Annotated in this window: 25 protein-coding genes, 1 tRNA gene and 1 pseudogene; 17 read left to right on the forward strand and 10 right to left on the reverse strand. The window is 38.3% G+C overall.

Translation table 11 applies throughout. From position 1 onward, the window contains the following. Nucleotides 1-31: 31 nt before the first annotated feature. Both ACKGJN_RS03545 and ACKGJN_RS03550 read left to right on the forward strand, forming a co-directional pair. On the forward strand, nucleotides 32-2707 hold the full coding sequence (locus ACKGJN_RS03545; protein WP_409538051.1) for a TonB-dependent receptor: 2676 nt from the start codon (nucleotides 32-34) through the stop codon (nucleotides 2705-2707). Nucleotides 2708-2798: 91 nt separating this feature from the next. Further along, complete coding sequence (locus ACKGJN_RS03550; protein WP_409538052.1) at nucleotides 2799-3236, forward strand: hypothetical protein; 438 nt, start codon at nucleotides 2799-2801, stop codon at nucleotides 3234-3236. 110 nt (nucleotides 3237-3346) lie between these two features. On the opposite strand, the gene ACKGJN_RS03555 is transcribed toward ACKGJN_RS03550, so the two are convergent. The 5 genes from ACKGJN_RS03555 to ACKGJN_RS03575 form a co-directional block, all read right to left on the reverse strand. Further along, a complete protein-coding gene (locus ACKGJN_RS03555) occupies nucleotides 3347-4000 on the reverse strand; it encodes an HD domain-containing protein (RefSeq protein WP_409538053.1) in 654 nt (217 codons plus the stop codon). Nucleotides 4001-4107: 107 nt separating this feature from the next. After that, a complete protein-coding gene (locus tag ACKGJN_RS03560; protein WP_409538054.1) occupies nucleotides 4108-4839 on the reverse strand; it encodes a lysophospholipid acyltransferase family protein in 732 nt (243 codons plus the stop codon). A gap of 150 nt (nucleotides 4840-4989) precedes the next feature. After that, the gene (locus ACKGJN_RS03565; RefSeq protein WP_409538055.1) at nucleotides 4990-5367 is read right to left on the reverse strand and encodes a hypothetical protein; all 378 of its coding nucleotides are present in this window, start codon (nucleotides 5365-5367) and stop codon (nucleotides 4990-4992) included. Between the two features lie 129 nt (nucleotides 5368-5496). Further along, a complete protein-coding gene (locus ACKGJN_RS03570; RefSeq protein WP_409538056.1) occupies nucleotides 5497-5907 on the reverse strand; it encodes a BrxA/BrxB family bacilliredoxin in 411 nt (136 codons plus the stop codon). A gap of 90 nt (nucleotides 5908-5997) precedes the next feature. After that, nucleotides 5998-6174 carry a hypothetical protein gene (locus ACKGJN_RS03575; protein ID WP_409538057.1) on the reverse strand — a complete coding sequence of 59 codons (177 nt, stop codon included), beginning with the start codon at nucleotides 6172-6174 and terminating at the stop codon, nucleotides 5998-6000. Here ACKGJN_RS03575 and ACKGJN_RS03580 point away from each other — a divergent pair. The 3 genes from ACKGJN_RS03580 (at nucleotide 6173) to ACKGJN_RS03590 (ending at nucleotide 8259) form a co-directional block, all read left to right on the forward strand. Continuing rightward, nucleotides 6173-6886 (forward strand): TerB family tellurite resistance protein, encoded by a 714-nt coding sequence (locus tag ACKGJN_RS03580; protein WP_409538058.1) that lies wholly within the window; start codon nucleotides 6173-6175, stop codon nucleotides 6884-6886. The genes ACKGJN_RS03575 and ACKGJN_RS03580 overlap by 2 nt on opposite strands. 414 nt (nucleotides 6887-7300) lie before the next feature. Then, nucleotides 7301-7801, forward strand: coding sequence for a type II RES/Xre toxin-antitoxin system antitoxin (gene parS, locus ACKGJN_RS03585; protein WP_409538059.1), 501 nt, complete (start codon nucleotides 7301-7303; stop codon nucleotides 7799-7801). Beyond that, entirely contained in the window at nucleotides 7801-8259 is a 459-nt protein-coding gene (locus ACKGJN_RS03590) for an RES family NAD+ phosphorylase (protein ID WP_409538060.1), read from the forward strand. Before parS ends, ACKGJN_RS03590 begins: the two co-directional genes overlap by 1 nt. A gap of 658 nt (nucleotides 8260-8917) precedes the next feature. On the opposite strand, the gene ACKGJN_RS03595 is transcribed toward ACKGJN_RS03590, so the two are convergent. Continuing rightward, nucleotides 8918-11188 (reverse strand): TonB-dependent receptor, encoded by a 2271-nt coding sequence (locus ACKGJN_RS03595; RefSeq protein ID WP_409538061.1) that lies wholly within the window; start codon nucleotides 11186-11188, stop codon nucleotides 8918-8920. Nucleotides 11189-11289: 101 nt separating this feature from the next. On the opposite strand from ACKGJN_RS03595, the gene ACKGJN_RS03600 reads away from it, so the two are divergent. Genes ACKGJN_RS03600 through ACKGJN_RS03610 form a run of 3 tightly spaced genes read left to right on the forward strand, consistent with a single transcriptional unit; the run spans nucleotide 11290 to nucleotide 13229 of the window. Further along, entirely contained in the window at nucleotides 11290-11946 is a 657-nt protein-coding gene (locus tag ACKGJN_RS03600; RefSeq protein ID WP_409538062.1) for a metal-dependent transcriptional regulator, read from the forward strand. A 2-nt stretch (nucleotides 11947-11948) separates the two neighbouring features. Further along, nucleotides 11949-12770 carry a ZIP family metal transporter gene (locus ACKGJN_RS03605; protein WP_409538063.1) on the forward strand — a complete coding sequence of 274 codons (822 nt, stop codon included), beginning with the start codon at nucleotides 11949-11951 and terminating at the stop codon, nucleotides 12768-12770. Between the two features lie 51 nt (nucleotides 12771-12821). Beyond that, a complete protein-coding gene (locus tag ACKGJN_RS03610) occupies nucleotides 12822-13229 on the forward strand; it encodes a hypothetical protein (protein ID WP_409538064.1) in 408 nt (135 codons plus the stop codon). 420 nt (nucleotides 13230-13649) lie between these two features. Here ACKGJN_RS03610 and feoB read toward each other — a convergent pair whose 3' ends face one another. From feoB to ACKGJN_RS03625, 3 genes are all read right to left on the reverse strand, one after another. Then, nucleotides 13650-15743, reverse strand: coding sequence for a ferrous iron transport protein B (feoB, locus tag ACKGJN_RS03615; RefSeq protein WP_409538065.1), 2094 nt, complete (start codon nucleotides 15741-15743; stop codon nucleotides 13650-13652). 1 nt (nucleotide 15744) lies between these two features. Continuing rightward, on the reverse strand, nucleotides 15745-15972 hold the full coding sequence (locus ACKGJN_RS03620; protein WP_409538066.1) for a FeoA family protein: 228 nt from the start codon (nucleotides 15970-15972) through the stop codon (nucleotides 15745-15747). Nucleotides 15973-16045: 73 nt separating this feature from the next. Continuing rightward, entirely contained in the window at nucleotides 16046-16720 is a 675-nt protein-coding gene (locus ACKGJN_RS03625) for an SCO family protein (protein WP_409538067.1), read from the reverse strand. 149 nt (nucleotides 16721-16869) lie between these two features. Between ACKGJN_RS03625 and rseP the strand changes: the two genes are divergently transcribed. The 9 genes and pseudogenes from rseP (at nucleotide 16870) to pncA (ending at nucleotide 23756) form a co-directional block, all read left to right on the forward strand. Further along, a complete protein-coding gene (rseP, locus tag ACKGJN_RS03630) occupies nucleotides 16870-18186 on the forward strand; it encodes an RIP metalloprotease RseP (protein WP_409538068.1) in 1317 nt (438 codons plus the stop codon). A 122-nt stretch (nucleotides 18187-18308) separates the two neighbouring features. Then, a tRNA-Asn gene (locus tag ACKGJN_RS03635) sits at nucleotides 18309-18382 on the forward strand. A gap of 54 nt (nucleotides 18383-18436) precedes the next feature. Then, on the forward strand, nucleotides 18437-18718 hold the full coding sequence (locus tag ACKGJN_RS03640) for a GIY-YIG nuclease family protein (protein ID WP_409538069.1): 282 nt from the start codon (nucleotides 18437-18439) through the stop codon (nucleotides 18716-18718). Nucleotides 18719-18827: 109 nt separating this feature from the next. Further along, complete coding sequence (locus ACKGJN_RS03645) at nucleotides 18828-19109, forward strand: GIY-YIG nuclease family protein (protein WP_409538069.1); 282 nt, start codon at nucleotides 18828-18830, stop codon at nucleotides 19107-19109. Nucleotides 19110-19273: 164 nt separating this feature from the next. Then, nucleotides 19274-19381: pseudogene (locus tag ACKGJN_RS03650) on the forward strand (IS1595 family transposase); the annotation flags it as partial. Nucleotides 19382-19534: 153 nt separating this feature from the next. Beyond that, nucleotides 19535-20656 (forward strand): ATP-binding protein, encoded by a 1122-nt coding sequence (locus tag ACKGJN_RS03655; RefSeq protein WP_409538070.1) that lies wholly within the window; start codon nucleotides 19535-19537, stop codon nucleotides 20654-20656. Between the two features lie 516 nt (nucleotides 20657-21172). Then, a complete protein-coding gene (locus ACKGJN_RS03660; RefSeq protein ID WP_409538071.1) occupies nucleotides 21173-21703 on the forward strand; it encodes a macro domain-containing protein in 531 nt (176 codons plus the stop codon). Between the two features lie 28 nt (nucleotides 21704-21731). Beyond that, nucleotides 21732-23135 (forward strand): nicotinate phosphoribosyltransferase, encoded by a 1404-nt coding sequence (locus ACKGJN_RS03665; protein WP_409538072.1) that lies wholly within the window; start codon nucleotides 21732-21734, stop codon nucleotides 23133-23135. A 3-nt stretch (nucleotides 23136-23138) separates the two neighbouring features. After that, nucleotides 23139-23756, forward strand: coding sequence for a bifunctional nicotinamidase/pyrazinamidase (gene pncA, locus ACKGJN_RS03670; RefSeq protein ID WP_409538073.1), 618 nt, complete (start codon nucleotides 23139-23141; stop codon nucleotides 23754-23756). On the opposite strand, the gene ACKGJN_RS03675 is transcribed toward pncA, so the two are convergent. Continuing rightward, nucleotides 23753-24976 (reverse strand): cysteine desulfurase-like protein, encoded by a 1224-nt coding sequence (locus ACKGJN_RS03675; protein WP_409538074.1) that lies wholly within the window; start codon nucleotides 24974-24976, stop codon nucleotides 23753-23755. The genes pncA and ACKGJN_RS03675 overlap by 4 nt on opposite strands. Nucleotides 24977-25325 lie beyond the last annotated feature (349 nt).

The raw sequence follows: 25325 nt of genomic DNA on the forward strand, positions 1-25325 counted from the left end.
GGAAATATAAACATAAAACAAAAAAGTTTAAATGATGAGGAAATTATTACTTATGGCGTTGTTTTTAACATCTGCTACAATTTTTGCTCAAGGAACAATTACCGGAACGGTAATAGATTCTGAAATGAATGCACCATTACCAGGCGCAACCGTAGTGGTAGTAGGTACCACCAACGGAACAACTACCGATTTTGAGGGGAAATTCTCGCTTAATGTAGCCACTGCTACAGGAAGAATTGAGATCAGTTTTATTGGTTTCGAAAGAAGGTCCGCCAACTTCAACGTTGCCAGTGGTCAAACCCAGGATTTGGGAAGAATTGTTCTTACTACAGATGCCGATGCCCTTTCAGAAATTATCGTTATTGGGCGAGGAGTAATGGATCTTGAAGAAGATCGCAGAACCCCAATTGCGGTTTCTACCATCACAAAATCTGAAATTCAGCAAAAAGCTGTAGGAAACGTAGAATTTCCTGAATTAATGAAAAATGTACCATCGGTTTATGTTTCAAACCAAACCGGTTTTGGAGATTCTCAAATGTTTCTTCGTGGATTTGACCAAACCAACACTGCATTCCTATTAAATGGACAGCCAATTAACGGGATGGAAGATGGTAAAATGTACTGGTCTAACTGGGCCGGGATGGCTGATATCGCTAACGCGGTACAGGTGCAACGTGGACTTGGTTCTTCTAAATTGGCCATTTCTTCTGTAGGAGGAACGGTAAACATTGTTTCGAAAGCAACTGAAAGAAATGAAGGTGGTTTTGCACGTACGATGGTAGGTAATGATAGTTTCCTTAAAGGAACTGTTAGTTACGACTCAGGTTTGAACGATAACGGCTGGGGATTCTCGCTTATGCTAGATCACTGGCAAGCTCATAGAAAATACAGACAGGGGACCCAAGGATCTGGTCAAAATTATTTTCTTTCTATAGGAAAGCTTTTAGGAGATCATAATTTTAACTTCCTTGTTTTTGGAGCACCACAACAACACATGCAGGCATGGTCACAACCTGAAGAAACTGCTAGAGAATTTAGAAAATATAATCAGCACTGGGGTGTGGATCAAGGAGAAATTATCTCTGAAAGAACAAACTTCTACCATAAACCGGTTATGAACTTTAACTGGGATTGGGATATTTCAGATGATTCTTCACTATCTACTGTTGCTTACGCCTCTTTTGGCCGTGGTGGTGGAACAGGACCTCGTGGCCGAGGACGTATTCGTGAGCCAGATTATAATATAGCAGGTGGTATTAGCGGTCAAATAGATTTTGATGCGATTAGAGAAGCTAATGCTCAAATTGGATTAGGTGAGCCTCGAAATGATGGATACATTAGACGTGCTTCTATGAATAACCACCAATGGTTTGGAGTGGTATCTAACTACAGTCACGATTTTAATGAAAACTGGAGCATGAATGCCGGAGCCGATATTCGTTTCTACAGCGGAGATCACTTTAGACAAGTTATCGATTTCTTCGGTCTCACAGGTTGGGCAAATGACCGTCCTGATGGAAGAGTCGTTACTGAATCTTTCAGCATCAATCCTTGGAAGACTTTCTTCACTTCTGCCGATGAGAATGAAAGAATTAACTACGATTATTCAGAAGATATCAATTACCAGGGAGCTTTTAGCCAGATAGAATACGGAACAGATGCTTTCTCTGCATTTTTCCAGGGAGCGATTTCTAATCAGTCTTACCAGAGAGAAGACAGGTTTGCTAGAGATGCAAATGGAAACCAAACCACTAAAGAATCTGAGAAGACCAATAAAACAGGTTATAACCTGAAAACAGGAGCGGCTTACAACTTTAATGATAGCCACAGCATTTTTGCCAATGCAGGTTTCTACAGCCGTCAACCATTCCTTGATAATATTTTCGCCGCAACGGCTGAACTTGCAACTCCAGCAGTAGAGAACGAGGAAATCACCGGTATTGAAGCTGGATATAAATTGACTGAAGGTAACTTCAAATTGAATGTAAACCTTTACCGTACCGAATGGGCTAACCGTTTTGTAGCTAATGGAAATGTAATTGCAAGTTACGAGGGTCAGGATGAAGAAAACAATCCCATCTTAGGACAGGAAATTGACATTAGCCGTGAGCAAACAGATGTTACTCAAATTCACCAGGGTATCGAGATTGATGGCCAGTACCGAATGAGCAATAAGCTTAGACTTGGTGCTTACGTTTCTATAGGGGACTGGAAATATGCTGATGCAACTCCTTACCGTACAAGAGATTTTAGAGATAACACTTTCTTTACTAATGCTGATATCAATGATTACAGAACTCGTGAAGGGGAAACCCTTTCACCTAATTTCTTCAACGGAGAAGTAAATCTTGACGGAGTGGAAATTAGTAATGCTCCTCAAACCTCTTTCGGAATTAACGGGATGTACAACGTCACCAATGGCTTTAAAATTGGACTTGACTACAACTACTTTACAAGACTATATGATTTTATAGATGTAGCCGATGTAGTAGCTCAGGGGAGCAGTTACGAAACTACCGAACTTGATGGTTATGGAGTAGTTGACTTTACTACTGCTTACGATTTTAATTTTGGAGGTAACAAATTTGTACTTGCAGCAAACATTTACAATCTGTTAAACAGCGCATATATTAGCCAAACTGATGCTTTTGGAGTATTCTACGGTCTTGGCAGAACCTGGAATGCGTCTTTAAAATATAATTTCTAAAAAAATCTTTTTTAAATATTATTTAAACCGCCCCCAAATTTCGGGGCGGTTTTTTTGTTAAAAAAAACTATATTTACTGAAATTAAAAATTATGTACGAAACAGTTCAATTTATTCACTCCTACTGGGCTTATCTTGTTTTAATAGTCTTGATAATAGCCTCTGTAAATTCCATTGTGGGATATGTTTCCAATAAAGAATATGGAGCAGCCAATTTCAGGATCGCGCTTTTTACCCTTATCGCCTCCCATATACAGTTGTTGATTGGAATCGTGCTTTATTTTGTATCACCTCATTTCAGAAAGTTTAGTGAAATTGGTATGGGTGAAGTGATGAAGGATTCAATCTCAAGATTGTATCTTGTAGAGCATCCTCTTATTATGATTATTGCCATTGTTCTTATTACCATGGGATATTCAAAGCATAAAGGGAAACTAACCTCTAAACCAAAATTTAAATTACTTGCTATTTTTTACAGCATTGCTTTAATCTTAATGCTATCCAGAATTCCCTGGAATGCATGGTTTTAAAATTCGGGATTCAAGATTCAGAATTCCGGATTCAAAATTGAAAATTCAGGACTATAAATAAATCAACTCTCTCTTTCTTTCCATTTTTTGGGGAAGCCGGAGAGGGTTTTTTATTTTTCTCCCTTCCATTCGGCATAGAACTGCTCCAGGAAATGTTCCATATAGCGATGTCGTTCTTCTGCTATTTTTCTACCTGATTCTGTATTCATCCGTTCTTTTAGCAAAAGAAGTTTTTCATAGAAATGATTGATCGTTGGAGCGGTAGATGCTTTATAGGTTTCTTTGCTCATAGCAAGATCCGGCTTAATTTGGGGGTCGTAGAGAGCTCTTTCTTTAAATCCGCCATAATTGAACGTTCGAGCAATTCCAATGGCGCCAAGCGCGTCTAAACGGTCGGCATCCTGAATAATATCCAGTTCCAGAGACGTGAATTGCTGTTCCTCATTCCCTCCCTTGAAAGAAATATTCTCAATGATATTAACAACATGGGTGATCACTGCAGAAGGAACTTCCTGGGTCGTTAAAAATTCAGATGCGATTTTAGGACCAAGGGTTTCATCTCCATCATGGAATTTGGAATCGGCAATATCGTGAAGTAAAGCTCCCAGTTCAACTACAAACAAGTCGGCATTTTCGGTTTCAGCAATAAGTTTTGCGTTGTTATAAACCCGCTGTATATGAAACCAATCATGCCCGCCTTCGGCGTGTTGAAGCGTTTGTTTAACAAATGACTTTGTGTTTTCTATGATTTGCGACTGGGTCATAAACTTGATTTTTACTTTAAACATCGCAGACTTTAAAATTCTAAAAGTTAGGTTGAAGTTTAAACCCCACAGGTTTTTAAAACCTGTGGGGTTTAATTTAAATTTCGCTATTTAATATCTAAAATTATGGTTCGTTCTACCTTTGCGATAAGGCTGTCTGCATCATCTGAATTTGCAGGAATGGGTTCATGAACCTTCATGGTTATGTGAACTCCAATTCCCAGTGGAAATTGCCCATATTCAAAGAGTTTCCAGGAATTATTGATGGTTATTGGAACTACAAGGGCATCCGGCATTTTTTTGAACAGAATTTGCATTCCCGTTTTCGCAAAACTTTTCGGCTGCCCGTTCCTGCTTCGGGTTCCTTCCGGAAAAATGACTGCAGAATGCCTTGTCTTATTTAAATACTTTGCAAAACCAGCCAATGCTACAACTGCCTGTTTTGGGTTTTTTCTGTCTATGAGGACCGAGCCTCCATGCCGCAAATTGAACGAAATTGAGGGAATTCCTTTTCCAAGCTCCTTTTTACTTACAAATTTAGGATGATGTTTTCTTAAATACCAGATAATGGGGGGAATGTCATAAATCCCCTGGTGATTCGAGACAAATATACAAGGCCTGTCAACCGGAATATCGTGAGGATTATCTATGCTAAAACGTGTTCCTAATATATTAAGACAGCGCATCAGGAAAAAATTAAAAACATCCACCGACGTTTTATGGGCCTGATACCCTCCAATTTTAAGGCTTAACCACTGGATTACGTGGAATATTCCAAGGGTGAGGAAGAAAAAAAAGTACGAAATTATTGAAAGAGGATAGGCTAATATTTTCTTCATATCTTATTTAATTCCAGCAGTAGATTTTTTTATCCAGTCCCGTTCTATCGGGCTTCATCGAAATTTCTTTATTTTACTTATCCGGCTCGCCATCGGGAACTTTATTAATGCAAACATACATTTTTATGAAAAAATATCGGGAAAGAATCATTATTGAATTTGAATACATTTCCCATCTTCACAAGCCAGTTTTTCTGGTGGAGCCGGAATACTGCAATCGCTAATAATGCGGTTTTGTTTGTTGTAAGCTTCTTCTGCTTTGCGGTGTTTTTCAACCATTTTATGAAGTGCCGGGACATCTGTTTCTGAAGAGAATAATAGATATCCCTGTGGACCGCCGCAGGCTTTACTTCCGAAGGGCATAAAGGAACATTCCGAGCCCGGGGAACAATCTCTTTTGTCTATAAATGCGTAGATCTCCTGAAGCTGCTTTTCCAGTTCCAGAATGGTTAATTCCTGATCAGATTTTATGTCATCGCATCCGGCAAAGCTTGTTGTGAATATCAAAAGAATAAGAAAAGTCTTCATCGGTTCTAAATTTTTTCAGGATAAGCAAGATACAAAATAAGCTTCATTTCAAATCATAAAAAAACCGAACTGGAAACAGTTCGGTTTAATTCCTCATTGAGGATTTAATACTTTCAGATAAAAATCCTTTTAACAGAACTCGTTATAAGCACTTGTAAGATTTTCTGCAATCATTTCCGCAGGACGCCCTTCAATGTGATGACGTTCAAGCATGTGAACCAATTCACCATCTTTAAAAAGTGCCATACAAGGAGAAGATGGAGGGAAAGGCACCATATAGCCACGGGCTTTGTCTGTGGCTTCCTTATCTACACCTGCAAAAACGGTCACTATGTTATCTGGGGTTTTACTGTTTTGTAAGGAAATTCGAGCTCCCGGACGGGCATTTGCTGCCGCACATCCGCACACTGAATTCACAACAACAAGTGTAGTTCCCTTTTTTTCCATGGCCGCATCAACTTCGGCAACAGTATGTAATTCCTGAAAACCTACTCTTGTAAGGTCTTCTCTCATCGGTTTAACTAAATCTGCTGGATACATATATATAGAGTTTTATTAAACATTTATAAAGCGCAAATATACGGAATTTACTTAACCTGCCTTATCTCAAATCCCTATGAATTCATAGGCTTAATTTATTGGTTTATAGTAATATTCCACCAGGTAAATAGTCGATAGCCGGTAAAAAATGGCTTCTTTTAGAATTTGGATTTTTTCAAACTGTTTATAGGCCAACCAATTCCTGTATAGATTCGTATATACACCTCCAAAATAGTATATTTGCCCCTTTAAAAGAAGAATTTTCATGTTCAAATGGATTTTGGCCGTAGTAGGCTTTATGTTTTTTAGGTATCCGGGTGCTATTCTCGGATTTATTATTGGAACCTTAATAGATAACTGGAAGCGTCCTTCCGTAGGTTCACAGGATCAAAAAGTTTCGCCGGGAGATTTTGAGCTTAATTTGCTTTCCCTGGCTTCCCTGGTAATAAAAGCAGATGGGAAAGTATCCCAAACCGAACTGGATTATGTGAGGGCTTATTTTGTGCAGGCTTATGGAAAAGAGCGCGCAAATGCAACCTTCAGGACATTTAACGAGGTTATTAAAAGCAGGGAAATATCCGGGCAGCGCATTGGATTGTATCTTCAAAAACGCACCCGGTATGAGGTTCGCTTACAAATACTTCACTTTTTATTCAGTATCGCAAAAGCCGATGGCCATGTTTCTGAAGCTGAATTAAGAGAACTATCCGAAATTTCTGCCCATTTAAACCTGATGAGAAGGGATTTTGAAAGTATAAAGGCCATGTTCTTTAAAAGTGCCGATAATGCTTATAAGATCCTTGAGATCGAAAAATCTGCAACCGATGCTGAAGTAAAGCAAGCCTTTAGGACCATGGCTAAAAAATATCATCCCGATAAATTACAGCATATGGATGAAGCTTACAGAAAAGGAGCTCAGGAAAAATTCACCAAGGTCCAGGAAGCCTACGAGCATATTCAAAAAGAACGGGGCATATAAACTTATTAAATCACTTACTGTTTTATTCGTTTAATCCAGGCTTTTACTTAGTTGGAAGTCAGACTATTCAATTCTTAGGTTTCCATGACTTTTAGCTGCGGAAGCTTTATCGTGATACCAGAAATCTTTTATTATATATCTGTATTTTTCATCCTTAAATGATAGATCATTTGTAAAGGAAATATACCCAACAAAAACAGCTTCTGTTGCTAAATTAATATAGCTTACCGCACTATGGCAAAAAATGCCATCCAGACAAGTTACTGCATATGGATGAAGCCTACCTTAAAGGTGTTGAGGACTAATTCAGGCAATTTAAAGAGCGTATGAGCAACTGCAGAAAGAGAAAAAATTTTAAAATAAACTTGAAATACTGAGACAAATGACTTAAATTTGAGGACAAAAGTTTGTGAGATGAATTTGTTTGAAGAATCTTTAATTCAAATTAATGAAGCAGCAGCAATCTATGTTGCTCAGGCTCCTACATATTTAAGGCAAGGTAGTTTGGATAAAAATTTCTCCTTTGCTGATTTTTTGAACAATAAATTGTTGGTTATCCATTCTATAAGATCAGGTATTACTTTTTCTTTGTTTTCTGAAATCACAAAAATCACCCCATTTTCTGATGAAGATTGGGCTGAAATATTGAACATTTCTTCCAAGTCGTTGCAACGTTACAGAGCAGAGGAAAACTTTCGCTTTAAGCCCATTCATTCAGAAAAAATCATTGAGATTGCTGAAGTGTCCCTTTTAGGTAATACTGTTTTTGACACAAGCAGTAAATTTTATATGTGGTTAAATATTCCATTATTTGCACTGGGGTCTATGAAACCCATCGAACTGCTTAAAGATTCTTATGGTAAAGAGATGGTGCTTAATGAGCTTCACAGGATTGACCAGGGTATTTTTGTGTAATGCAAGTTTTCAGGTTATCGCGAAAAAAATATGCCGCCAAGCTTTCAGGAAAAGGAGCAGCTTTGTCGGGTAATCGCTGGAATTCTAAAGGGGTTGAAATGATTTATTGTGCAGATAGCCGTGCACTTGCTATGGCCGAAGTAGTGGTTCACCTTCCGTTTTACTTGCTGCCCCAGGATTTTGAGATGCTTGAAATTTCAATCCCTGATATCCTTAAAATCAAGACAGTCTCCCAAAAGGAACTCCCGGAAATGTGGAATAGATTTCCCCATCATCCCAAAACGCAATTGATAGGGGATCATTTTATTAGGACGAATGAATATGCTGTTTTAAAAGTGCCTTCAGCAGTGGTAAAAGGCGATTTTAATTTTTTACTTAATCCTTACCACAAATACTTTAAGAAAATCAAAATCAAAGCGCATTCCCCTTTTATTTTTGACAGCCGGTTTTTTGAATAATAACCAGACAAAAGAATTTAGATAATCAGTAATGTCCGGTAAAGAGGCAAGATCGTTCCGCCTTAGCCGTAACTGCAAGAACCAAGAAAAAAAACTTGATTTTAATTAACTTATTTCATTTAGTTATGATTTCTAATTTTAGAGAACACTTTAATCCCTCATTGAGGGTTTAATTCCCCGAGGCTTGCCTCGAATTTTTAAAAGTATTTTCCTCCCGATATTTCGGGACATACCTCGTGGGCTTGCCCCGAGGTTTTTGATTTATCGATATAATTGAAAAATTCAGAAAAATTAGGTTTGGTTCTTAAAATCCCATTGGAATGCCCAATGAATGAGTGGTTTTCAGCTTTCAAAAAATGTTTACCGGACAACAATGATAGATAATAAATTATACCCTATTAAGGTGATAAACAGGAAATTAACTTATTTTATGTGTCAATATATTACCGTTGCCTTAATACGTAAAAAAAATACCATCCCGATAAATTACAGCATATGTATGAAGCCTACAGAAAAGGAGCTCAGGAAAAATTTACCAGGGTCCAGGAAGCCTATGAGAACATTCAAGAAGAAAGAACGTGGAATTTAAAAAAAAATTCTAAATTGTTTTATTGAATTCCTCTTTCATACATTCATTTGTAAATCAGCTAATTGTGGTTTAAAAATTATAATTAAGGTTCAACATCAAATTCCTTCCGGGACTGCTCACATTAAAAGCCCTGAGAATGGACATATGATCTACATAGGTTTTGTTGAGCGCATTATATAGGGTGATCCCAATTTCCATATTGTTTTTTTTTAGATTGATTTTTTTGCTTGCACCTAAATTGAGCAGCACGTATCCCGGTGTTTTTTTTTCGTTAAAACCAACCCTGTTTTGAGTTTCAATAAGCCTTAATTTTGAAAATAGATAAAGTGTTCTATCTTCAAGTGCAAAATAGCTTATTTCTGCATTGTAATTATTGGGAGGGATAAAACTTATGTTTTCATTCGATCCCTTTTCTGATGCTCTTACAATGGCTCCTGAAATAGCGGTTTCCAGTCGGTTATTTTTTAACCAGCTGTGTTTTAAATCAAACTCCATCCCATAAAAATCGGCATCGGTTTGGAGATAAGACCATATTTCAAGGCCATCTTCTTCCCGGATTTCATCGGTGGAAGCAAAAAAGATATAGTTGTTTATCCGGCTTCCAAAAATGGAGATTTGACCTTGAAAATCATTTTTTCTATAGCTGTAATTCGCATCTGCCTGGAAACTTTGCTCCCTTTCAAAATTTTCATTTCCTTTTTCAAACCTGCTGGTTCCGGGGTGGGGACCGTTGGAGAATAACTCTGCGAGGTCCGGTGCCCTAAATCCGGTTGAAAAATTTAATTTGAGGGTGTTGTTTTTGTTAAATTTGGTGGTCATTCCAAACGAACCTGTAATTCCGCTGAATGTTTTTGTGAGTCTGCGGTTTTCAGGATTCCCTGGCAGGATAAAATTATAAGCCACCAAAGCTGCCGATGTTGCATCAGCGGTAACGGTTCTGTAATCATACCTAAGAGCGCCCTGTAAAAAAACAGATTTAAGATCCAGGCTGCTCAGGTAATAAATCCCGCTTTCAAAAGTTCGGGCATTCGGGATCAGAAATTTTTGAGCGGTCTCCAAATTATCATTTCGCTTAAAACTTCCCTGGATTCCTATGCTGTGTTTGATTTTTCCCTTTGGAAACCGCAGTCTGAAATTGTAAAATGTATGATGCTGCATCAATCCAAGGTCTACCAAACTGGATTCGGTTTCAATTTCTTTCCTTTCATTAAAATGATGCGAAAGGTGAACAAAACTTTCCAGATTCTCATTTTGAGTTCCCTGATTATAAGAGATCAGGTAATCTTCCACTTCCTGAAAAGGCAGTTGCATATCCCTGTCATTCCTGGAAGTAGCAAGGGATTGGGATTCAGTCATTTCCTCATCACTTATAATTCCCAGATTCTGATTGTTGTAGGTTAAGGACAATTTATTCTGAAAATTCTCTTTTTCAATTCCGGTATGTAACCGAATGGTTTGGGTATTAAACCTACTGTTTCCAATAATTCTCCCAGCTCCGTTTTTATAATCTGCATGCGTTTCATAGGCTGCATTTACAGCGAAAAACATGTCGTTTTTATAAGATTTCCCCAAAGATCCGTAGGTCCTTAATCCGTTGGAAATACTGTTGAAGGTAACACCCGCATTTCCTGCAAGTTTCCTGGAATTAAGATAAAAATCATCATCTTTTGAAAGCAACACCCCGCCCAAAGCTCCAGATCCATATAAAACTGAAGCCGGACCTTTAATCACATCCACACTTTTTATCCCAAGATCGTTGATCCCCAGTCCGTGATCTGCTCCCCACTGGTGATTTTCGAGTTTATTGCCTTGATATATGGTAACTATTCGTGAAAATCCGAGTCCGCGAATAAATGGTTTTACAATTCCCTGTCCGAATTCTGCTCCGTAAATTCCCGGTACTTCCCTCAGGATTCCCATCATTCCGTTTGGGTTTCCTTTATTTTCAATTCCTGCCATGCTTATGGTGGAAACATTGTATGGCGTGCGTCGTGCTAAACCGGATTGTTCATCTATAATTAAAACTTCAGAAAGTTCACTGGAGGAAATTTCCAGCCTGAAATCTATTTTTAATTTTTGGTTGGGACGTATGGAAATTTCTTTTTTCACAGTCTCGTATCCCACGGCACTTATTTGCAATATATGGGTTCCCTGCGGAATGTTTTTTAAGGAATAGCTCCCGAATTCATTTGTGGTAGTTCCTGATTTTAAATCTTCTATATAAATATTAGCAAAGGGAACCGGTTCATTTTCAGATAAAATTACTCCGGAAAGTTCTCCTGATTGTGCATATCCATTTGTCCCGAATAAAAATAGCGCCAAATATATTAAATACTTCATTAAATTATTTTTTTACAAAACTACAAATTAAATTTAGACTAGTCTAAAAAAGCTTTTATTTAAAATAAAAATGTATTTTTGAACCATAAAAAAAGAGATTTATGTTCAGTCTTTCAGAAGAAAATTATTTAAAAGCTATTTTTCATTTGGAAAATTCGTATCCGGAGGGGGTTAGTACAAACGCCCTTGCAGAGGAGATGGAGACCAAGGCATCTTCAGTAACCGATATGATCAAGAAGCTTTCAGAGAAAAAATTGCTGAATTACAAAAAATACCAGGGGGTAAAATTGAGCAAATCCGGAAGGGAAACAGCAATAGCTGTAATACGAAAACATCGGTTATGGGAGGTTTTCCTGGTTGAAAAGCTCAATTTTAACTGGGATGAAGTTCATGATGTGGCAGAGCAACTCGAGCATATCCGCTCTGAAAAGCTCATTAGTGAACTTGATAAATTCCTGGGGTTTCCAAAACGTGATCCGCACGGAGATCCAATTCCGGATTCCGAGGGTAAATTTGCTGTATCCAATAAAATGTTGTTATCAGACGTGGAAAAGGGTAGTTCCGGTATATGTGTTGGCGTGCGGGATTCTACTGCACCATTTCTTCAGTTTTTGGATAAAAACGGAATTGCCCTAGGGAAAGAATTACATGTGCTGGAAAAGGAATCTTTTGACCAATCGATGCTGGTAAAAATCAACGACAGGGAACTTCGTATTTCACATTTAATCTCAGGGAACCTTTATGTTAAAACATCATAACTATGGAAATAATAATTGAATACTTTCAAAGCATTAATCCCATTCTTGCCGCTTTTCTTGCTACACTTTTCACCTGGGCACTTACCGCGTTAGGCGCTTCACTCGTTTTTTTGTTTAAAGGCCTTAACCGTGCCTTTTTTGATGGAATGCTCGGTTTTACTGGTGGAGTTATGGTTGCGGCCAGCTTCTGGAGTTTACTGGCGCCCGGAATAGAAATGAGTCCCGGAGAGGGCTTTATTAAAGTGATACCTGCGGTAGTGGGTTTTACCCTGGGAGCATTTTTTCTTTTCGGACTGGATAAGATCCTTCCGCATTTGCATGTAAATTTTAAAATGTCAGAAACTGAAGGTATTAAAACCCCGTGGCATAAATCCACTTTATTGACCCTGGCCATTACCTTGCATAATATTCCGGAAGGATTGGCCGTGGGCGTTTTATTTGGAGCTGCTGCGGCAGGTCTTGACGGCGCTTCCATAGGAGGTGCTGTTGCACTCGCCATTGGGATTGGACTTCAAAATTTTCCCGAAGGATTTGCTGTAGCCATGCCGTTACGAAGACAGGGTTTAAGCAAATGGCGGAGTTTCAATTACGGCCAACTATCAGCCGCCGTAGAGCCTATAGCAGCGGTTTTAGGCGCCTGGATGGTACTAACTTTTGAACCTGTTTTGCCGTATGCGCTCTCCTTTGCTGCCGGTGCCATGATATTTGTAGTTGTGGAAGAAGTGATCCCGGAATCTCAGCAGGAACGATTTACAGATATTGCTACTATGGGATTTATAGGAGGTTTTATCGTAATGATGACATTGGATGTTGGTTTGGGCTAATAATTGCAACATCCGGTTTTTATGTTCGTCTTTAAAGTAAAACCACATTCGATGAAATATTTTTTAGTATACGCTTTCCTGATTTTCTCTTTTTCTGTTTTGGGTCAGGAAACCTCAGAAACCAGGAGTTATAACACTGCATTTCAGCAGGGAGAATTGGTGAATTTTGGTAATCGATCCCTGAAATTTAAAGATGTAATTTCAGATTCCCGATGTCCAATTAATGTTACTTGTATTTGGGCTGGTGAAGCCAAAGTGCTGGTAGAACTATTTGAAAATGGAAAGTTTTTAGAAGAAAAGATACTTTTAGTTAATTCAAAAAACAGGTCTTTGAGTTTTTTATCGGAAGCCGTTGAATATAGTATTTCAGAAATTGATTTAATGCCCTATCCAACCGTTGAGTCTAAAAATACAAAACCGGATTACAGCCTTAAGATGTGGGTGAGCAAAAAATTGTAATTTTTTTTTCAGTAATGTCCGGTAAAGAATCAAGATCGTTCCGCCTTTGGCGCAACTGCTAGATTCAAGAACAAAGACTTATTTTTAATTAACTGATAAAACATTAAGTAATAACCTAATTTTTACAGAACACTTTAATTTTAAAAATTAAGGTCTTTATTTTAAAATTTCATTGTAATGCCTGCTGGAGGTGTGTTTTCAGATTTAACAAAAATGTTTACCATTCAAACCAAATCAGTGACAGCCACAGTCGGAAACACCACAACTTTTATCTGAACTCTTTTTGCTTTTTAAAAAAGCGGGTTTCCAAATAAACTTTGTGAACATATACCCCAAAGCAACCGCGAAGGTTAAAAAGACCAATGTTTCCTGAAGTACTTCCATAATTTCTTAAGTCAAAATTTTAAATTACGCTACACATTATTTTAATAATTGGAACGCAATTAAAGCTACAAGATAGGCAAAAAGGCTCATAATTACCAATTGTAAAACGGGCCATTTCCATGTATTTGTTTCCTTTTTCACAATTGCCAGGGTACTCATGCATTGCATCGCAAAAGCATAGAAAAGCAGTAAACTAATTCCGCTGGCAAAGGTGAACAGGGGTCCGCCAAGTATGGGGTTTGTTTCAGCTGCCATTCGGTTTTTGATGGTTTCTTCCTCATCACTTCCCACACTGTAAATAGTTGCCAGGGTGCCTACAAAAACTTCGCGGGCGGCAAAAGAACTCAGGATTGCGATCCCTATTTTCCAGTCATATCCAAGGGGTGTGAATACAGGTTCAATCGCTCTACCGGTAATTCCGATATAGGAATGTTTTAGTTTGTAGGAGGCAATCTCTTCCTCCAGTTCTTCTTCTGAAATATTTTCGGTTTGGTTGCTAACAATCTCTTCAGCATTGTCAAAATCATCGCCCGGGCCATAACTGGCCAAAACCCATAGTATAATAGAGATTGCCAGGATTATTTTTCCTGCTCCAAAAACGAAGGATTTTGTTTTTTCAACAACATTAATTGCTACATTTTTAAAAAGTGGTAGCTTATAGTTGGGCATTTCTATCACAAAATAGCTTTTGGATTTTATTTTTAAAACCTGATTTAACAGCCACGCAGAAAAAATTGCCGTTCCAAAGCCTATCAAATACAGCAACATTAGGGTTAATCCCTGCAAATTAAGGCCGTAATAGGTTTCGTCAGGAATAACCAATGCAATTATTATAAGATATACAGGCAACCTTGCAGCGCAGGTGGTAAAAGGGATCACTAAAATGGTGATAAGTCGTTCCTTCCAGTTTTCAATATTTCGCGTTGCCATTACCGCGGGAATAGCGCAGGCAGTTCCGGACACCAGGGGAACAACGCTTTTGCCGCTAAGTCCAAACCTTCTCATGATCCGGTCCATCAAAAATACCACGCGACTCATGTAACCGCTTTCTTCAAGGATAGAAATAAACAGGAACAGGAAAGCGATTTGAGGAATAAAAATTACAATTCCTCCAAGACCTGGTATAATTCCTTCTGAAATCAGGCTGGTAAAAGGACCTGTAGGAAGTGCGGTTTTTACCCATTCGCTAAGGGATGCAAAGCTTACATCAATAAAATCCATCGGGTAAGTGGACCAGTCGTAAATCGCCTGAAAGATCAGGAGCATAATTCCGAAGAAAATAAGATATCCCCAAACTTTATGCGTTGTGATCCTGTCCAGTTTTATACGAAGATCGGAGGCTGAACTAAGGTCTACGGTCATAGCTTGTTTAAGCAACCCATTGATGAACTGATATCGCAGAATTGTTTCTTTTTGCTGAAGCCTTTTCAGGTCGCTGGAATTTTTTGTCTTAAAATCGGGATCGGAATTTAAGGAATGCCGGTTAACATTCCCGAAATTTACATCCTGGGTAATTACCAACCATAGTTTGTATAAAGATTGATTTGGAAAAGCTTTTCGCAATCTTTCAAAATATTCAGGGTCTATTATAGATGCATGCAAACAGGGCTCGGTGGAAATCTGCCTGTAATTAATGATCATCTCCTTTAGCTCTTCGATTCCAGTTCCTTTTCGGGAGCTTACCAAAGCAACTTTTGTATTCAGTCGTTCTTCCAGAAGGGCGATATCGAGTTCGATCCCTTTGCGTTTCATCCTGTCCGCCATATTTATAACAAGGATGGTTGGGATCTCCAGGTCTTTTATTTGGGTAAAAAGCAACAGGTTTCGTTTAAGGTTTTCCACATCGCTTATCACAATGGCAACATCGGGAAAGTCCTTATCGTTTTTATTGAGCAATAGTTCAATCACCACGTTTTCATCCAGGGAGGAAGCGTTCAGGCTATAAGTACCGGGGAGATCCAGGATATGAGCTTTCAGGCCGCGGGGTAATTTGCAGATTCCTTCTTTTTTTTCTACCGTAATCCCCGGATAATTTCCTACCTGTTGGTTAAGTCCCGTAAGCTGGTTAAAAACCGAGGTTTTACCGGTGTTTGGGTTTCCAATTAACGCAACATTAATTTGTTTCCCCATATTATATCAATTCTATTTCAATAAGCAGTGCTGTTTCCTTTCGAATTGCTAAATGACTTCCGTTTATATTTAAATACATAGGATCCCGAAAAGGCGCGGTTTGTACCAATTCTACTTCATTTCCCGGAAGACAGCCCATTTCCAACAGCTTAAGCGGAACATTATCAACAGAAAAATCTTTGATAATACCTTTCTGGCCACGTTTTAAATGAGCGATAGTAAGCTTCATTATTTAGATTGATTTTAAACAAGGCAAAAGTAGCCTAAAATTATCGGCTGCAAAAGTTTACAGGAAAAATCTGCTATTCTTTGTATTCAGCTTTTAAAATTTTAAGATCTTTCAGCAAATCATCAATTGCCTCCGGATTGGTGCCATCGTAGAAACCACGTATCTGGCTGTTTTTATCAACCAGCACAAAATTTTCGGTATGGATCATATCATAAGGGCCTCCATCACCATCAGACTTGGAGGCGAGATAGGATTTTCGGGCAAGCTCATAAATGTGTTTTTTATCCCCGGTAACCAGGTTCCATTTGGAATCTATTACGCCTTTATCCAAGGCATATTCTTTTAGGACAGGAACGCTGTCTGCAACTGGAAAAACGGTATGGGAAAGCAATAACACTTCTGGGTCTTCTTTTATTTCTTCCTGAATTTTAACCATATGGTCTGTCATAATCGGACAAATAGTTAAACAGGTAGTAAAGAAGAAATCGGCTATGTAGATTTTGTCTTTGTAAAAGGCTTTGGTAATGGTATCCCCATTTTGATTGTAGAGTTCAAAATCGGCTATTTTGTGATACTTTCTTACGAATTGCACGGTGGTATCCACCAATTCTGTATTTACCATATCCGGCTGATAGACGGGAAGCCTTTTTTCCGGAGTTAAAAGGGTATAAATAGCATAAATAATGATCACTGAAAGAACCAGGAGTACAATTCCCAAGGTTTTGAATTTTGAAAAAAACTGAAGCATTTTTTAAAACTTTTAGCAAAATTACGGTCTAATAATCAATTAGTAGCGCACGGAGTATTAAAATTACATCCACAGCCGATTTGATTTATGCTTTTTTAGGAGTATTTAAAAGGTTACTTTTGTGCGATTTAAAATTTGAAGATTAGAGAATGGATCCATTTTTAATAAAAGCTATACAATTATTACTCAGTTTGTCCCTGCTGATTGTTTTACACGAATTAGGACATTTTATACCGGCCAAATTATTCAAAACCCGGGTTGAAAAATTCTATTTATTTTTTGATGTAAAATTCGCCCTTTTTAAGAAGAAAATTGGTGGAACCGAATATGGAATTGGATGGTTGCCCCTGGGAGGTTACGTAAAAATTTCAGGGATGATCGATGAGAGCATGGACAGGGAGCAAATGGCAAAACCACCGGAACCCTGGGAATTTCGGAGCAAACCGGCATGGCAGCGATTGATAATTATGCTTGGCGGGGTTACCGTGAATCTTGTGCTGGGATTTGTTATTTATATGATGGTATTGTTTGTTTGGGGAAGCAGTTTTGTGACCCCGGAAGACATGCCTCGCGGATTTGTAGTAGCAGAAGAATTCAAGGAATTTGGATTTCAGGATGGAGACAGGATCCTGGAAGTTAATGGGCTTGAGTTTGAAAATAGTCTGGATATTAACCGCCACCTGTTTATGCGGGATGTTAAGACTATCACGGTTTTACACCAGGACGGAACAGAAGAAACGGTTTCTGTACCGGCAGAAATAGGTTCCAAAATGTTTGAGGAAGGGGTAATGCAGCCGTTCATTCCTATACAAAATGCTGTGCTGGATAGTGTTCTTTTGGATAAAACTGCCGGAATAGCAGGATTGCAGAAAGGTGATAGTATTATTTCTTTTAACAATCAGGAAATAGGATATTGGCATGAACTTTCACCTTTATCTCAGGATGCTAAAAACAAAGAGGTAGAAGTGGTGTTTAAAAGGGGCGCTGAAATTAAAAGTCTTAAGGTAACTCCGGATGAAGAAGGCTTGATAGGAGTCACCTCCAAAAGGGACTTCAACGTTCAATCCCGACAATATGGTTTTGCCGAGAGTATTACAGAAGGATTTAAATTTGGATACTGGACCCTGCATGACTATGTAGCCCAATTCAAATATGTATTTACGGCCAAAGGAGCAACCCAGGTTGGCGGATTTGGAGCTATAGGAAGTATATTTCCCGATGCCTGGGATTGGCAGGGATTCTGGATGGCAACTGCCTTTATTTCTATCATTCTGGCCTTTATGAACATTTTGCCAATTCCTGCTTTAGATGGGGGGCACGTGGTATTTTTGATGTATGAGATCATCTCCGGAAAAGCACCCAACGAGAAATTCATGGAATATGCCCAAATGGTTGGGTTTTTTATCCTGATTGCCCTGGTTTTATTTGCAAACGGGAATGACATATATCGCTGGTTATTCGAGTGATAGAAAAAAATAGTTTGGAGTCTGATTTTTAATATAAAATTTCCTCAAAAAAAGTCTGCTTTTGTTTTGAAGTCATTTAAAAAATGACATATATTTGCAACCGCAAAAGAGAAATGCGAGATTCCTCCTTAGCTCAGCTGGTTAGAGCATCTGACTGTTAATCAGAGGGTCCTTGGTTCGAGCCCAAGAGGGGGAGCAAAAAGCCTGACAGAAATGTCAGGCTTTCTTGTTTTTTAGATATTTTAGGAAGATGTATTGCGTATATATTTTATATTCTAAAAAGCTCGATCGGTTTTATACTGGTTCGACATCTGATTTTGATAAAAGAATGGAATTTCACGATTCCCCGGAGGCTCGCAAGTTTACTGCGAAAGCACATGATTGGGTGTTGTTTGATACTATAACCTGTGAAAGCAAATCTCAAGCATTATCAATTGAAAAACATATTAAATCAATGAAGAGTAAAATTTATATAAGGAATCTCAAGCAATATGTTGAGATCAAGGAAAAGTTAAAATCTAAATTTGAGTGACTATTAATCAGAGCCCCGATAGCTATCGGGGTTGGTTCGAGCCCAAGAGGGGGAGCAAAAAGCCTGACAGAAATGTCAGGCTTTCTTGTTTTTTAGATATTTTAGGAAGATGTATTGCGTATATATTTTATATTCTAAAAAGCTCGATCGGTTTTATACTGGTTCGACATCTGATTTTGATAAAAGAATGGAATTTCACGATTCCCCGGAGGCTCGCAAGTTTACTGCGAAAGCACATGATTGGGTGTTGTTTGATACTATAACCTGTGAAAGCAAATCTCAAGCATTATCAATTGAAAAACATATTAAATCAATGAAGAGTAAAATTTATATAAGGAATCTCAAGCAATATGTTGAGATCAAGGAAAAGTTAAAATCTAAATTTGAGTGACTATTAATCAGAGCCCCGATAGCTATCGGGGTTGGTTCGAGCCCAAGAGGGGGAGCAAAAAGCCTGACATAGATGTCAGGCTTTCTTGTTTTATATTGTAAGCTGAAGGGTGCAACTATAGTGGAACATTCTTTACTTTTATCAAAATCAATCTTCAACTCACTTTGCAATTATACCTCAATGAGTTTGTATACAAGCTTAACAGGAGGTGTTTTGGGGACAAATTATTTGAGAGGTTAGTAGTAGCAAGCATTACAGCCAGTGGACGATAAACGGATATTCAAATTTTTTTTGTGATTTTTCCTTTAAATTACAAATTCAAATAAGGTTGTATAAGTTTTAGAAAAATATAATTTTTTTAAAACTTATATTTGGGGAATACAATCCCCAAAAAACATTATATTTGGGGAATACAATCCCTGAATATGATAAAAAGAGCATTAGAAAAGAAAATTGAAAATCGTTTTGGAACAGGCAAAGCGATCCTTTTAATTGGTCCCAGACAGGCAGGTAAAACTACCCTTTTCAATAAATTATTGGAAGGAAAAGAATATCTTTTTTTAAACGGTGATGATCCAACAGTTCGAAAACTTCTTTCAAACCCCAACTTAGAACAACTCAAGAATATAATTGGGACATATACTATTGTCTTTATAGACGAAGCCCAGCGTATAGAAAATATTGGGCTTAGCCTCAAATTGATTACAGATCAATTAAAATCAGTTCAACTGTTGGTTAGTGGCTCATCTGCGTTCGACTTAAACAATCAAACTCAGGAACCTCTTACAGGCAGAAAATGGGAGTATCAGCTGTACCCTATTTCCTGGGGAGAATTCGAATCAAATGTGGGATATCTTAAAGCCGAGCAACAATTAGAATTGAGGATAGTTTACGGAATGTACCCGGATGTAATCAATAATTTTAGTGAAGAAAAAGAAATTCTCAAACAATTAACCGACAGCTATTTATACAAGGATATACTGAGTTATGGAGGAATCCGTAAGCCAGAGGTTTTGGAAAAATTATTAAGGGCTCTTGCCTTTCAAATCGGCAGTGAGGTAAGTTATAATGAATTAGCTCAATTGTTAGGAATTGATAAAAAAACTGTAGCTACTTATATTGACCTTCTTTGCCAGGCTTACGTAATCTTCAAACTCCCAAGTTTCAGCAAGAATTTACGGAATGAAATAAAAACCAATCAAAAAATATTTTTTTACGATACTGGGGTTAGAAACATGATAATAGGCGATTTAAGCCCTATGGATGATAGACAAGACAAAGGTAATCTTTGGGAAAACTTTCTAATAGCTGAACGTTTAAAATTTAGGGCTTACAACAGCTCCCTGGCAAAAGGGTATTTTTGGAGAACTGTACAGCAGCAAGAAATTGATTATGTTGAGGAAGAGGAGGGTTGGGTGAAAGGTTTTGAAATAAAATGGAATCCAAAAAATAAAATAAAGGTGCCTAAGACTTTTTTACAAGCTTATGATGCGAAAGTAAAAATTATTAATAGAGAAAATTTCAGGGATTTTTTGAATAAAGAGTAGCCAACTGCTTTAAATGTTAGTATAACTTTTAAGAATGATCCACAATTCTTTCTATTCCAGAAGCACCTGTTGCGGGAAGTCTCCCGACTTCGCGCCTTTTGCAATAATCCTGATAGCACCAAAATCTTCCGAAAGTCTCCTGACTTGCTGTTGCAATCTGGTTAGAACTGTTTGCGAGTTTCCGGACTTATCACAATTCGTTTTAACGTCGGGAGACGTTGGGTAAGTGAAAAAAATTAAAGACGTGAGAGTATCTCAAAGTCATGAGACTTTGCGCAGCTGTGGCTAAAATTATTTGGGCATTGGACTTAGATCAATTTTGGCTGCTTTTGTACAGTGAGTCTTTACTGTTTCACTTAGGCCTAACAGATCTCCAGGATATGTTAGGCCTGGGGTCAAGCCTTAATATTGGTTAACCGGTAAATGATGGGTTTTCTTGATTTTAACATACCTGCCGGTTCACAGGTCCATCTTTATTTACAGATAAATTGTATCTTAATATCTAAATGTTTTGATATGCCAATTACCTATAAGAATATTGAGTTTGAAGCGGTTCTGGGAGATATTACCAATCAGCCGGATGTTGAGGCCGTAGTAAATGCAGCCAATGCTGAACTTGCTATTGGCGGTGGGGTGGCAGGTGCAATTCACCGGGCGGCAGGGCCAGAACTTTATGAGGAATGTAAGCCCTTGGCGCCTATCAATCCTGGTGAAGCGGTGATCACCAAAGCTTATAATTTACCGAATAAATATGTGATCCATTGCCTGGGGCCGGTGTATGGAAGCGATAAACCTGAAGATGAGTTGCTGGCAAATTGTTATAAAAACGCGTTGCGGCTTGCTGAAGAAAATAAAATTTCCTCCATAGCATTTCCTTCTATTTCTACAGGAGCCTTCAGATATCCTTTTCAAAAGGCGACAGATGTCAGTTTTAATACAATTTTAGGGGAATTAGAGAGGTTCAAACATTTGCAAAAGATTAGATTTGTTCTGTTTAGTGAGCAGGATCTCAGGTTTTATGAGGAGAAACTCGGGAAATTAGAATAAAGGCTCACCGCAACCAAACTTTCATGATATGCTAAATATTACTGCTACTTATACAGATCAATATCAACTTGCGATGGCGCAGGTTTATTTTCAAAATGGACAACGGGAAACCACCGCTGTTTTCGATTATTTTTTCAGAAAACTTCCCTTTCGTAATGGTTATGCGATTTTCGCCGGATTAGAGAATCTTTTGGAAATTCTGGAAGATCTCAGGTTTAGTGATGCCGATATCGACTTTTTGAAAAAACAGGAGTTTTCCGAAGAGTTCATAGAATATTTAAGGAATTTCAAGTTCAGGGGAACTATTTATTCAGCAAAAGAAGGAGATCTTGTGTTTCCAACCCGTCCTGTGCTGCAGGTTGAAGCTACGATGATTGAAGCTCAAATTATCGAAACCATGCTCCTCAACATACTTAACTTTCAAACCCTTATCGCCACCAAAGCCAGCCGGATGCGTCTTGTTGCTGGAGACCGTAAATTACTGGATTTCGGACTAAGAAGGGCGCAGGGTTCCGGTGGGTATTATGCGAGCAGAGCAGCCATAATAGGCGGTTTTAACGGTACCAGTAATGTAGTTGCGGGAAAAGATTTTGATATTCCGGTATCCGGAACTATGGCGCATTCCTTTATTCAGAGTTATGATGATGAGCTCACGGCCTTCCGTGCATTTGCAAAAGGACGACCGCATGATTGCGTGCTGCTTGTAGATACCTATGACACCTTAAAAAGTGGACTTCCTCACGCGATCAAGGTAGGGAAGGAGATGGAAGAGAAAGGAGCGAAGCTTGCCGGAATTCGCCTGGATAGCGGGGATTTGGCCTATCTGGCTAAAGAAAGCCGAAAAATGCTGGACAATGCTGGTCTTGAATATGTGAAAATAGCAGCTTCCAATCAACTGGATGAATTTGTGATTAAAAGTTTACTGGAGCAACAGGCACCCATAGATGTGTTTGGAGTAGGAACCAACCTGGTAACAGGAAGTCCGGACGGCGCTTTGGACGGTGTCTATAAACTGGCGGAATCAAACGGGAAACCAAGGTTGAAAATTTCTGAAAGTCTTTCAAAAGTGACCATTCCGCACAAAAAACAAGTGTACAGATTAAGCAATCCGGATGGACAATTGCTTGGGGCAGATGCCATCACGATGCGAAGTGAAACTAAAATAGACCGCATCTACGATCCAATGGAATCCCTTAAATCACTTTCAATTGAAGGGGCTAAATTGGAGGCTTTGTTGCAACCAGTTATGATAGATGGAAAACGAACCGAAAAATCAAGGAGTCTGGAGGAAATTTCCCAATTCGCTAAAGAGCGGCTGGAAACTTTGCCCGTAGAATACAAACGCTTTTATAATCCGCATATTTACAAAGTGGGCATAAGTGCCAGGTTGAAAGAAGAGCGTGAAAATTTACTCAAAAAATATAATAGGTAAAGTATGAGAGCACTTGTGATAATTGATGTTCAAAATGATTTTATACCCGGCGGAGCTTTGGCCGTTCCGGAAGGTGGTAAAATTGTGGATTTGATAAATAAACTTCAGAATAAATTTGAGCTTGTAATCGCTACCCAGGATTGGCATCCGGAGGATCATTCCAGTTTTGCGATAAATCATCCCGAAAAAGAGGAATTCGATAAAATAACGTGGAGAGGCAGTGAACAGGTTTTATGGCCTGTGCATTGTTTGCAAAACAGCTGGGGTGCAAAGTTACATCCCAATTTAAAAACTTCCAGGATCGAAGCTATTTTCAGAAAAGGAACCAATCCGGAAATAGATAGTTACAGCGCATTTTATGATAATGGCCATGAAAAAACAACAGGCTTGGCAGGATATCTAAAAGAAAAAGGTGTTGATGAGCTTTACTTTTGCGGCCTTGCAGCCGAAATTTGTGTGTATTTTTCTATGATGGATGCTTTAGAGGAAGGTTTTGATTCAACAATCATTGAAGATGCAACCCGGGCTTTAAATCCTGCCGATTTTGAAAATGCTAAAAAAAACATGCTGGAAAAAGGAGGCAAGATCAAAAATTCTTCAACTATTTATTCTGAACTTTAAAAAATCTCTTTAAATACCTGTATCAATTTTTCCACTTCTTCGGCGGTGTTGTAATGCACCAAACTCACGCGCACCACACCGTCCTTTTTTTCAAGATCCAGATCCTGAATTAGCTTTTTGGCATAAAAATCTCCAAACCGAATTCCAATATCGGCTTTATCAGTATGGGATATAATTTCCGAACTTTTAAAATCCTCGTGAATAAAAGAGATTGTTGGGACCCTTTTTAAAGCTGAACCTGTTTTTTGACCTATAATTTTGATCTCTTTTACTGAATTTAAATAATTCAGTAATTGTTCAGCCAATAATCCTTCATAAGCTTCTATGAGTTTAAAGCTTTCTTTATATTTTTCTTCTTCTGAAGTATTTTGATGTCCGAAATGATGATCGTAGATCTCGCCTAAATATTCAGGAATAGCCCGAAGTCCATAGGTGAGTTCAAAATTATAATTCCCTGGCTGAAATTTATACGGGATATCTTCGGGCTTGAAAAAGTAATGATTAAGACCTTTCATCCCGGTTAACAATTCAAGTTTTCCATACATCAAGGCAAGATGTGGTCCGTAGGTTTTATACCAGCTAAACGTATAAAAATCCACATCCAGTTCCTGCACGTCTATTTTGCGGTGTGGCGCATAGGCTACTCCGTCTACACAAATAAGCGCTCCGGCATCATGAACCACCTTTGCTATCTTTTTTATAGGATTAATGCTGCCCAAAACGTTGGAACAATGGGTAACCGCAACAAGTTTTGTCCGATTGGAAAGCAATTTTTCAAGTTCCTGAAGTTCAAGTTCAAAATTTCCCGGATTTACTTTCCAGATCTTTATTTTGATTCCCTTTTTCTGAAGCTCTGTCCAGCAGGATACATTTGCCTCGTGATCTGTATTAGTAACGATCACTTCATCCCCTTCCAGCCAGGAATCGCTCACACAAAGACTCAGGATGCGCAGCAGCATCGTAGAAGTTGGCCCTATCACGATTTCTTTTTGATCCTTTGCATTTACAAGTTTTGCAACCTGCCCGGTTACCTTATTCAATCGTTCTCCCGCCAGTGCCGAAATTTTATAAGAAGCGCCAAGCTGTACATTGGAATTTATTAAATAGTCACTTATATAATTTACAGAGCGACCCAGGATTTGAGAACCTCCGGCATTATCCATAAAAATGAATTCGCTTTTAAGCGCTGGGAATTGCTCTCTTACAAATTTGATGTCCATTAGGTTTCTTTTAAGCATTATTTGCAAGGTATATAAATTTCAACTTTAAAATTAGGGAAATGGTATAAGCCCATATGTATTTGCAGGCTGTTAATTAAGAGTAGTTTAAGATTATGTTTCAGGTTTTATTTTTAAATTCAAATGAGTTTCTATTAAGTATTTACGTCGTTAAGAAATTGAAAAATTATTTGTCCTCCCTAAATTGGTTAAAATTCGCCCCCTAATTTTTATAACCAGGTTTTAAAAATTAAATAAAACTACACATCACACCATGATTAAAGTCTCAGAAATTGCCGCGGATATTTACCGCATGAAGTGCAATCATTTTAAAATAAAGGCGAAGACCTTA

The organism is Gillisia xinjiangensis, from assembly GCF_046298265.1.
Lineage (GTDB): Bacteria > Bacteroidota > Bacteroidia > Flavobacteriales > Flavobacteriaceae > Gillisia > Gillisia xinjiangensis.

Excerpts from the sequence above, each read along its gene's own strand:
- ACKGJN_RS03565 (WP_409538055.1), bottom strand. The coding sequence starts at position 5,367 with ATGAAGACTTTTCTTATTCTTTTGATATTCACAACAAGCTTTGCCGGA.
- ACKGJN_RS03610 (WP_409538064.1), top strand. The coding sequence starts at position 12,822 with ATGAAATATTTTTTAGTATACGCTTTCCTGATTTTCTCTTTTTCTGTT.
- ACKGJN_RS03675 (WP_409538074.1), bottom strand. The coding sequence starts at position 24,976 with ATGGACATCAAATTTGTAAGAGAGCAATTCCCAGCGCTTAAAAGCGAA.
- pncA (WP_409538073.1), top strand. The coding sequence starts at position 23,139 with ATGAGAGCACTTGTGATAATTGATGTTCAAAATGATTTTATACCCGGC.
- feoB (WP_409538065.1), bottom strand. The coding sequence starts at position 15,743 with ATGGGGAAACAAATTAATGTTGCGTTAATTGGAAACCCAAACACCGGT.
- ACKGJN_RS03660 (WP_409538071.1), top strand. The coding sequence starts at position 21,173 with ATGCCAATTACCTATAAGAATATTGAGTTTGAAGCGGTTCTGGGAGAT.
- ACKGJN_RS03575 (WP_409538057.1), bottom strand. The coding sequence starts at position 6,174 with ATGAAAATTCTTCTTTTAAAGGGGCAAATATACTATTTTGGAGGTGTA.
- ACKGJN_RS03550 (WP_409538052.1), top strand. The coding sequence starts at position 2,799 with ATGTACGAAACAGTTCAATTTATTCACTCCTACTGGGCTTATCTTGTT.
- ACKGJN_RS03590 (WP_409538060.1), top strand. The coding sequence starts at position 7,801 with ATGCAAGTTTTCAGGTTATCGCGAAAAAAATATGCCGCCAAGCTTTCA.
- rseP (WP_409538068.1), top strand. The coding sequence starts at position 16,870 with ATGGATCCATTTTTAATAAAAGCTATACAATTATTACTCAGTTTGTCC.
- ACKGJN_RS03665 (WP_409538072.1), top strand. The coding sequence starts at position 21,732 with ATGCTAAATATTACTGCTACTTATACAGATCAATATCAACTTGCGATG.
- ACKGJN_RS03600 (WP_409538062.1), top strand. The coding sequence starts at position 11,290 with ATGTTCAGTCTTTCAGAAGAAAATTATTTAAAAGCTATTTTTCATTTG.
- ACKGJN_RS03570 (WP_409538056.1), bottom strand. The coding sequence starts at position 5,907 with ATGTATCCAGCAGATTTAGTTAAACCGATGAGAGAAGACCTTACAAGA.
- ACKGJN_RS03555 (WP_409538053.1), bottom strand. The coding sequence starts at position 4,000 with ATGACCCAGTCGCAAATCATAGAAAACACAAAGTCATTTGTTAAACAA.
- ACKGJN_RS03640 (WP_409538069.1), top strand. The coding sequence starts at position 18,437 with ATGTATTGCGTATATATTTTATATTCTAAAAAGCTCGATCGGTTTTAT.
- ACKGJN_RS03545 (WP_409538051.1), top strand. The coding sequence starts at position 32 with ATGATGAGGAAATTATTACTTATGGCGTTGTTTTTAACATCTGCTACA.
- ACKGJN_RS03655 (WP_409538070.1), top strand. The coding sequence starts at position 19,535 with ATGATAAAAAGAGCATTAGAAAAGAAAATTGAAAATCGTTTTGGAACA.
- parS (WP_409538059.1), top strand. The coding sequence starts at position 7,301 with ATGAATTTGTTTGAAGAATCTTTAATTCAAATTAATGAAGCAGCAGCA.
- ACKGJN_RS03620 (WP_409538066.1), bottom strand. The coding sequence starts at position 15,972 with ATGAAGCTTACTATCGCTCATTTAAAACGTGGCCAGAAAGGTATTATC.
- ACKGJN_RS03560 (WP_409538054.1), bottom strand. The coding sequence starts at position 4,839 with ATGAAGAAAATATTAGCCTATCCTCTTTCAATAATTTCGTACTTTTTT.
- ACKGJN_RS03580 (WP_409538058.1), top strand. The coding sequence starts at position 6,173 with ATGTTCAAATGGATTTTGGCCGTAGTAGGCTTTATGTTTTTTAGGTAT.
- ACKGJN_RS03605 (WP_409538063.1), top strand. The coding sequence starts at position 11,949 with ATGGAAATAATAATTGAATACTTTCAAAGCATTAATCCCATTCTTGCC.
- ACKGJN_RS03645 (WP_409538069.1), top strand. The coding sequence starts at position 18,828 with ATGTATTGCGTATATATTTTATATTCTAAAAAGCTCGATCGGTTTTAT.
- ACKGJN_RS03625 (WP_409538067.1), bottom strand. The coding sequence starts at position 16,720 with ATGCTTCAGTTTTTTTCAAAATTCAAAACCTTGGGAATTGTACTCCTG.
- ACKGJN_RS03595 (WP_409538061.1), bottom strand. The coding sequence starts at position 11,188 with ATGAAGTATTTAATATATTTGGCGCTATTTTTATTCGGGACAAATGGA.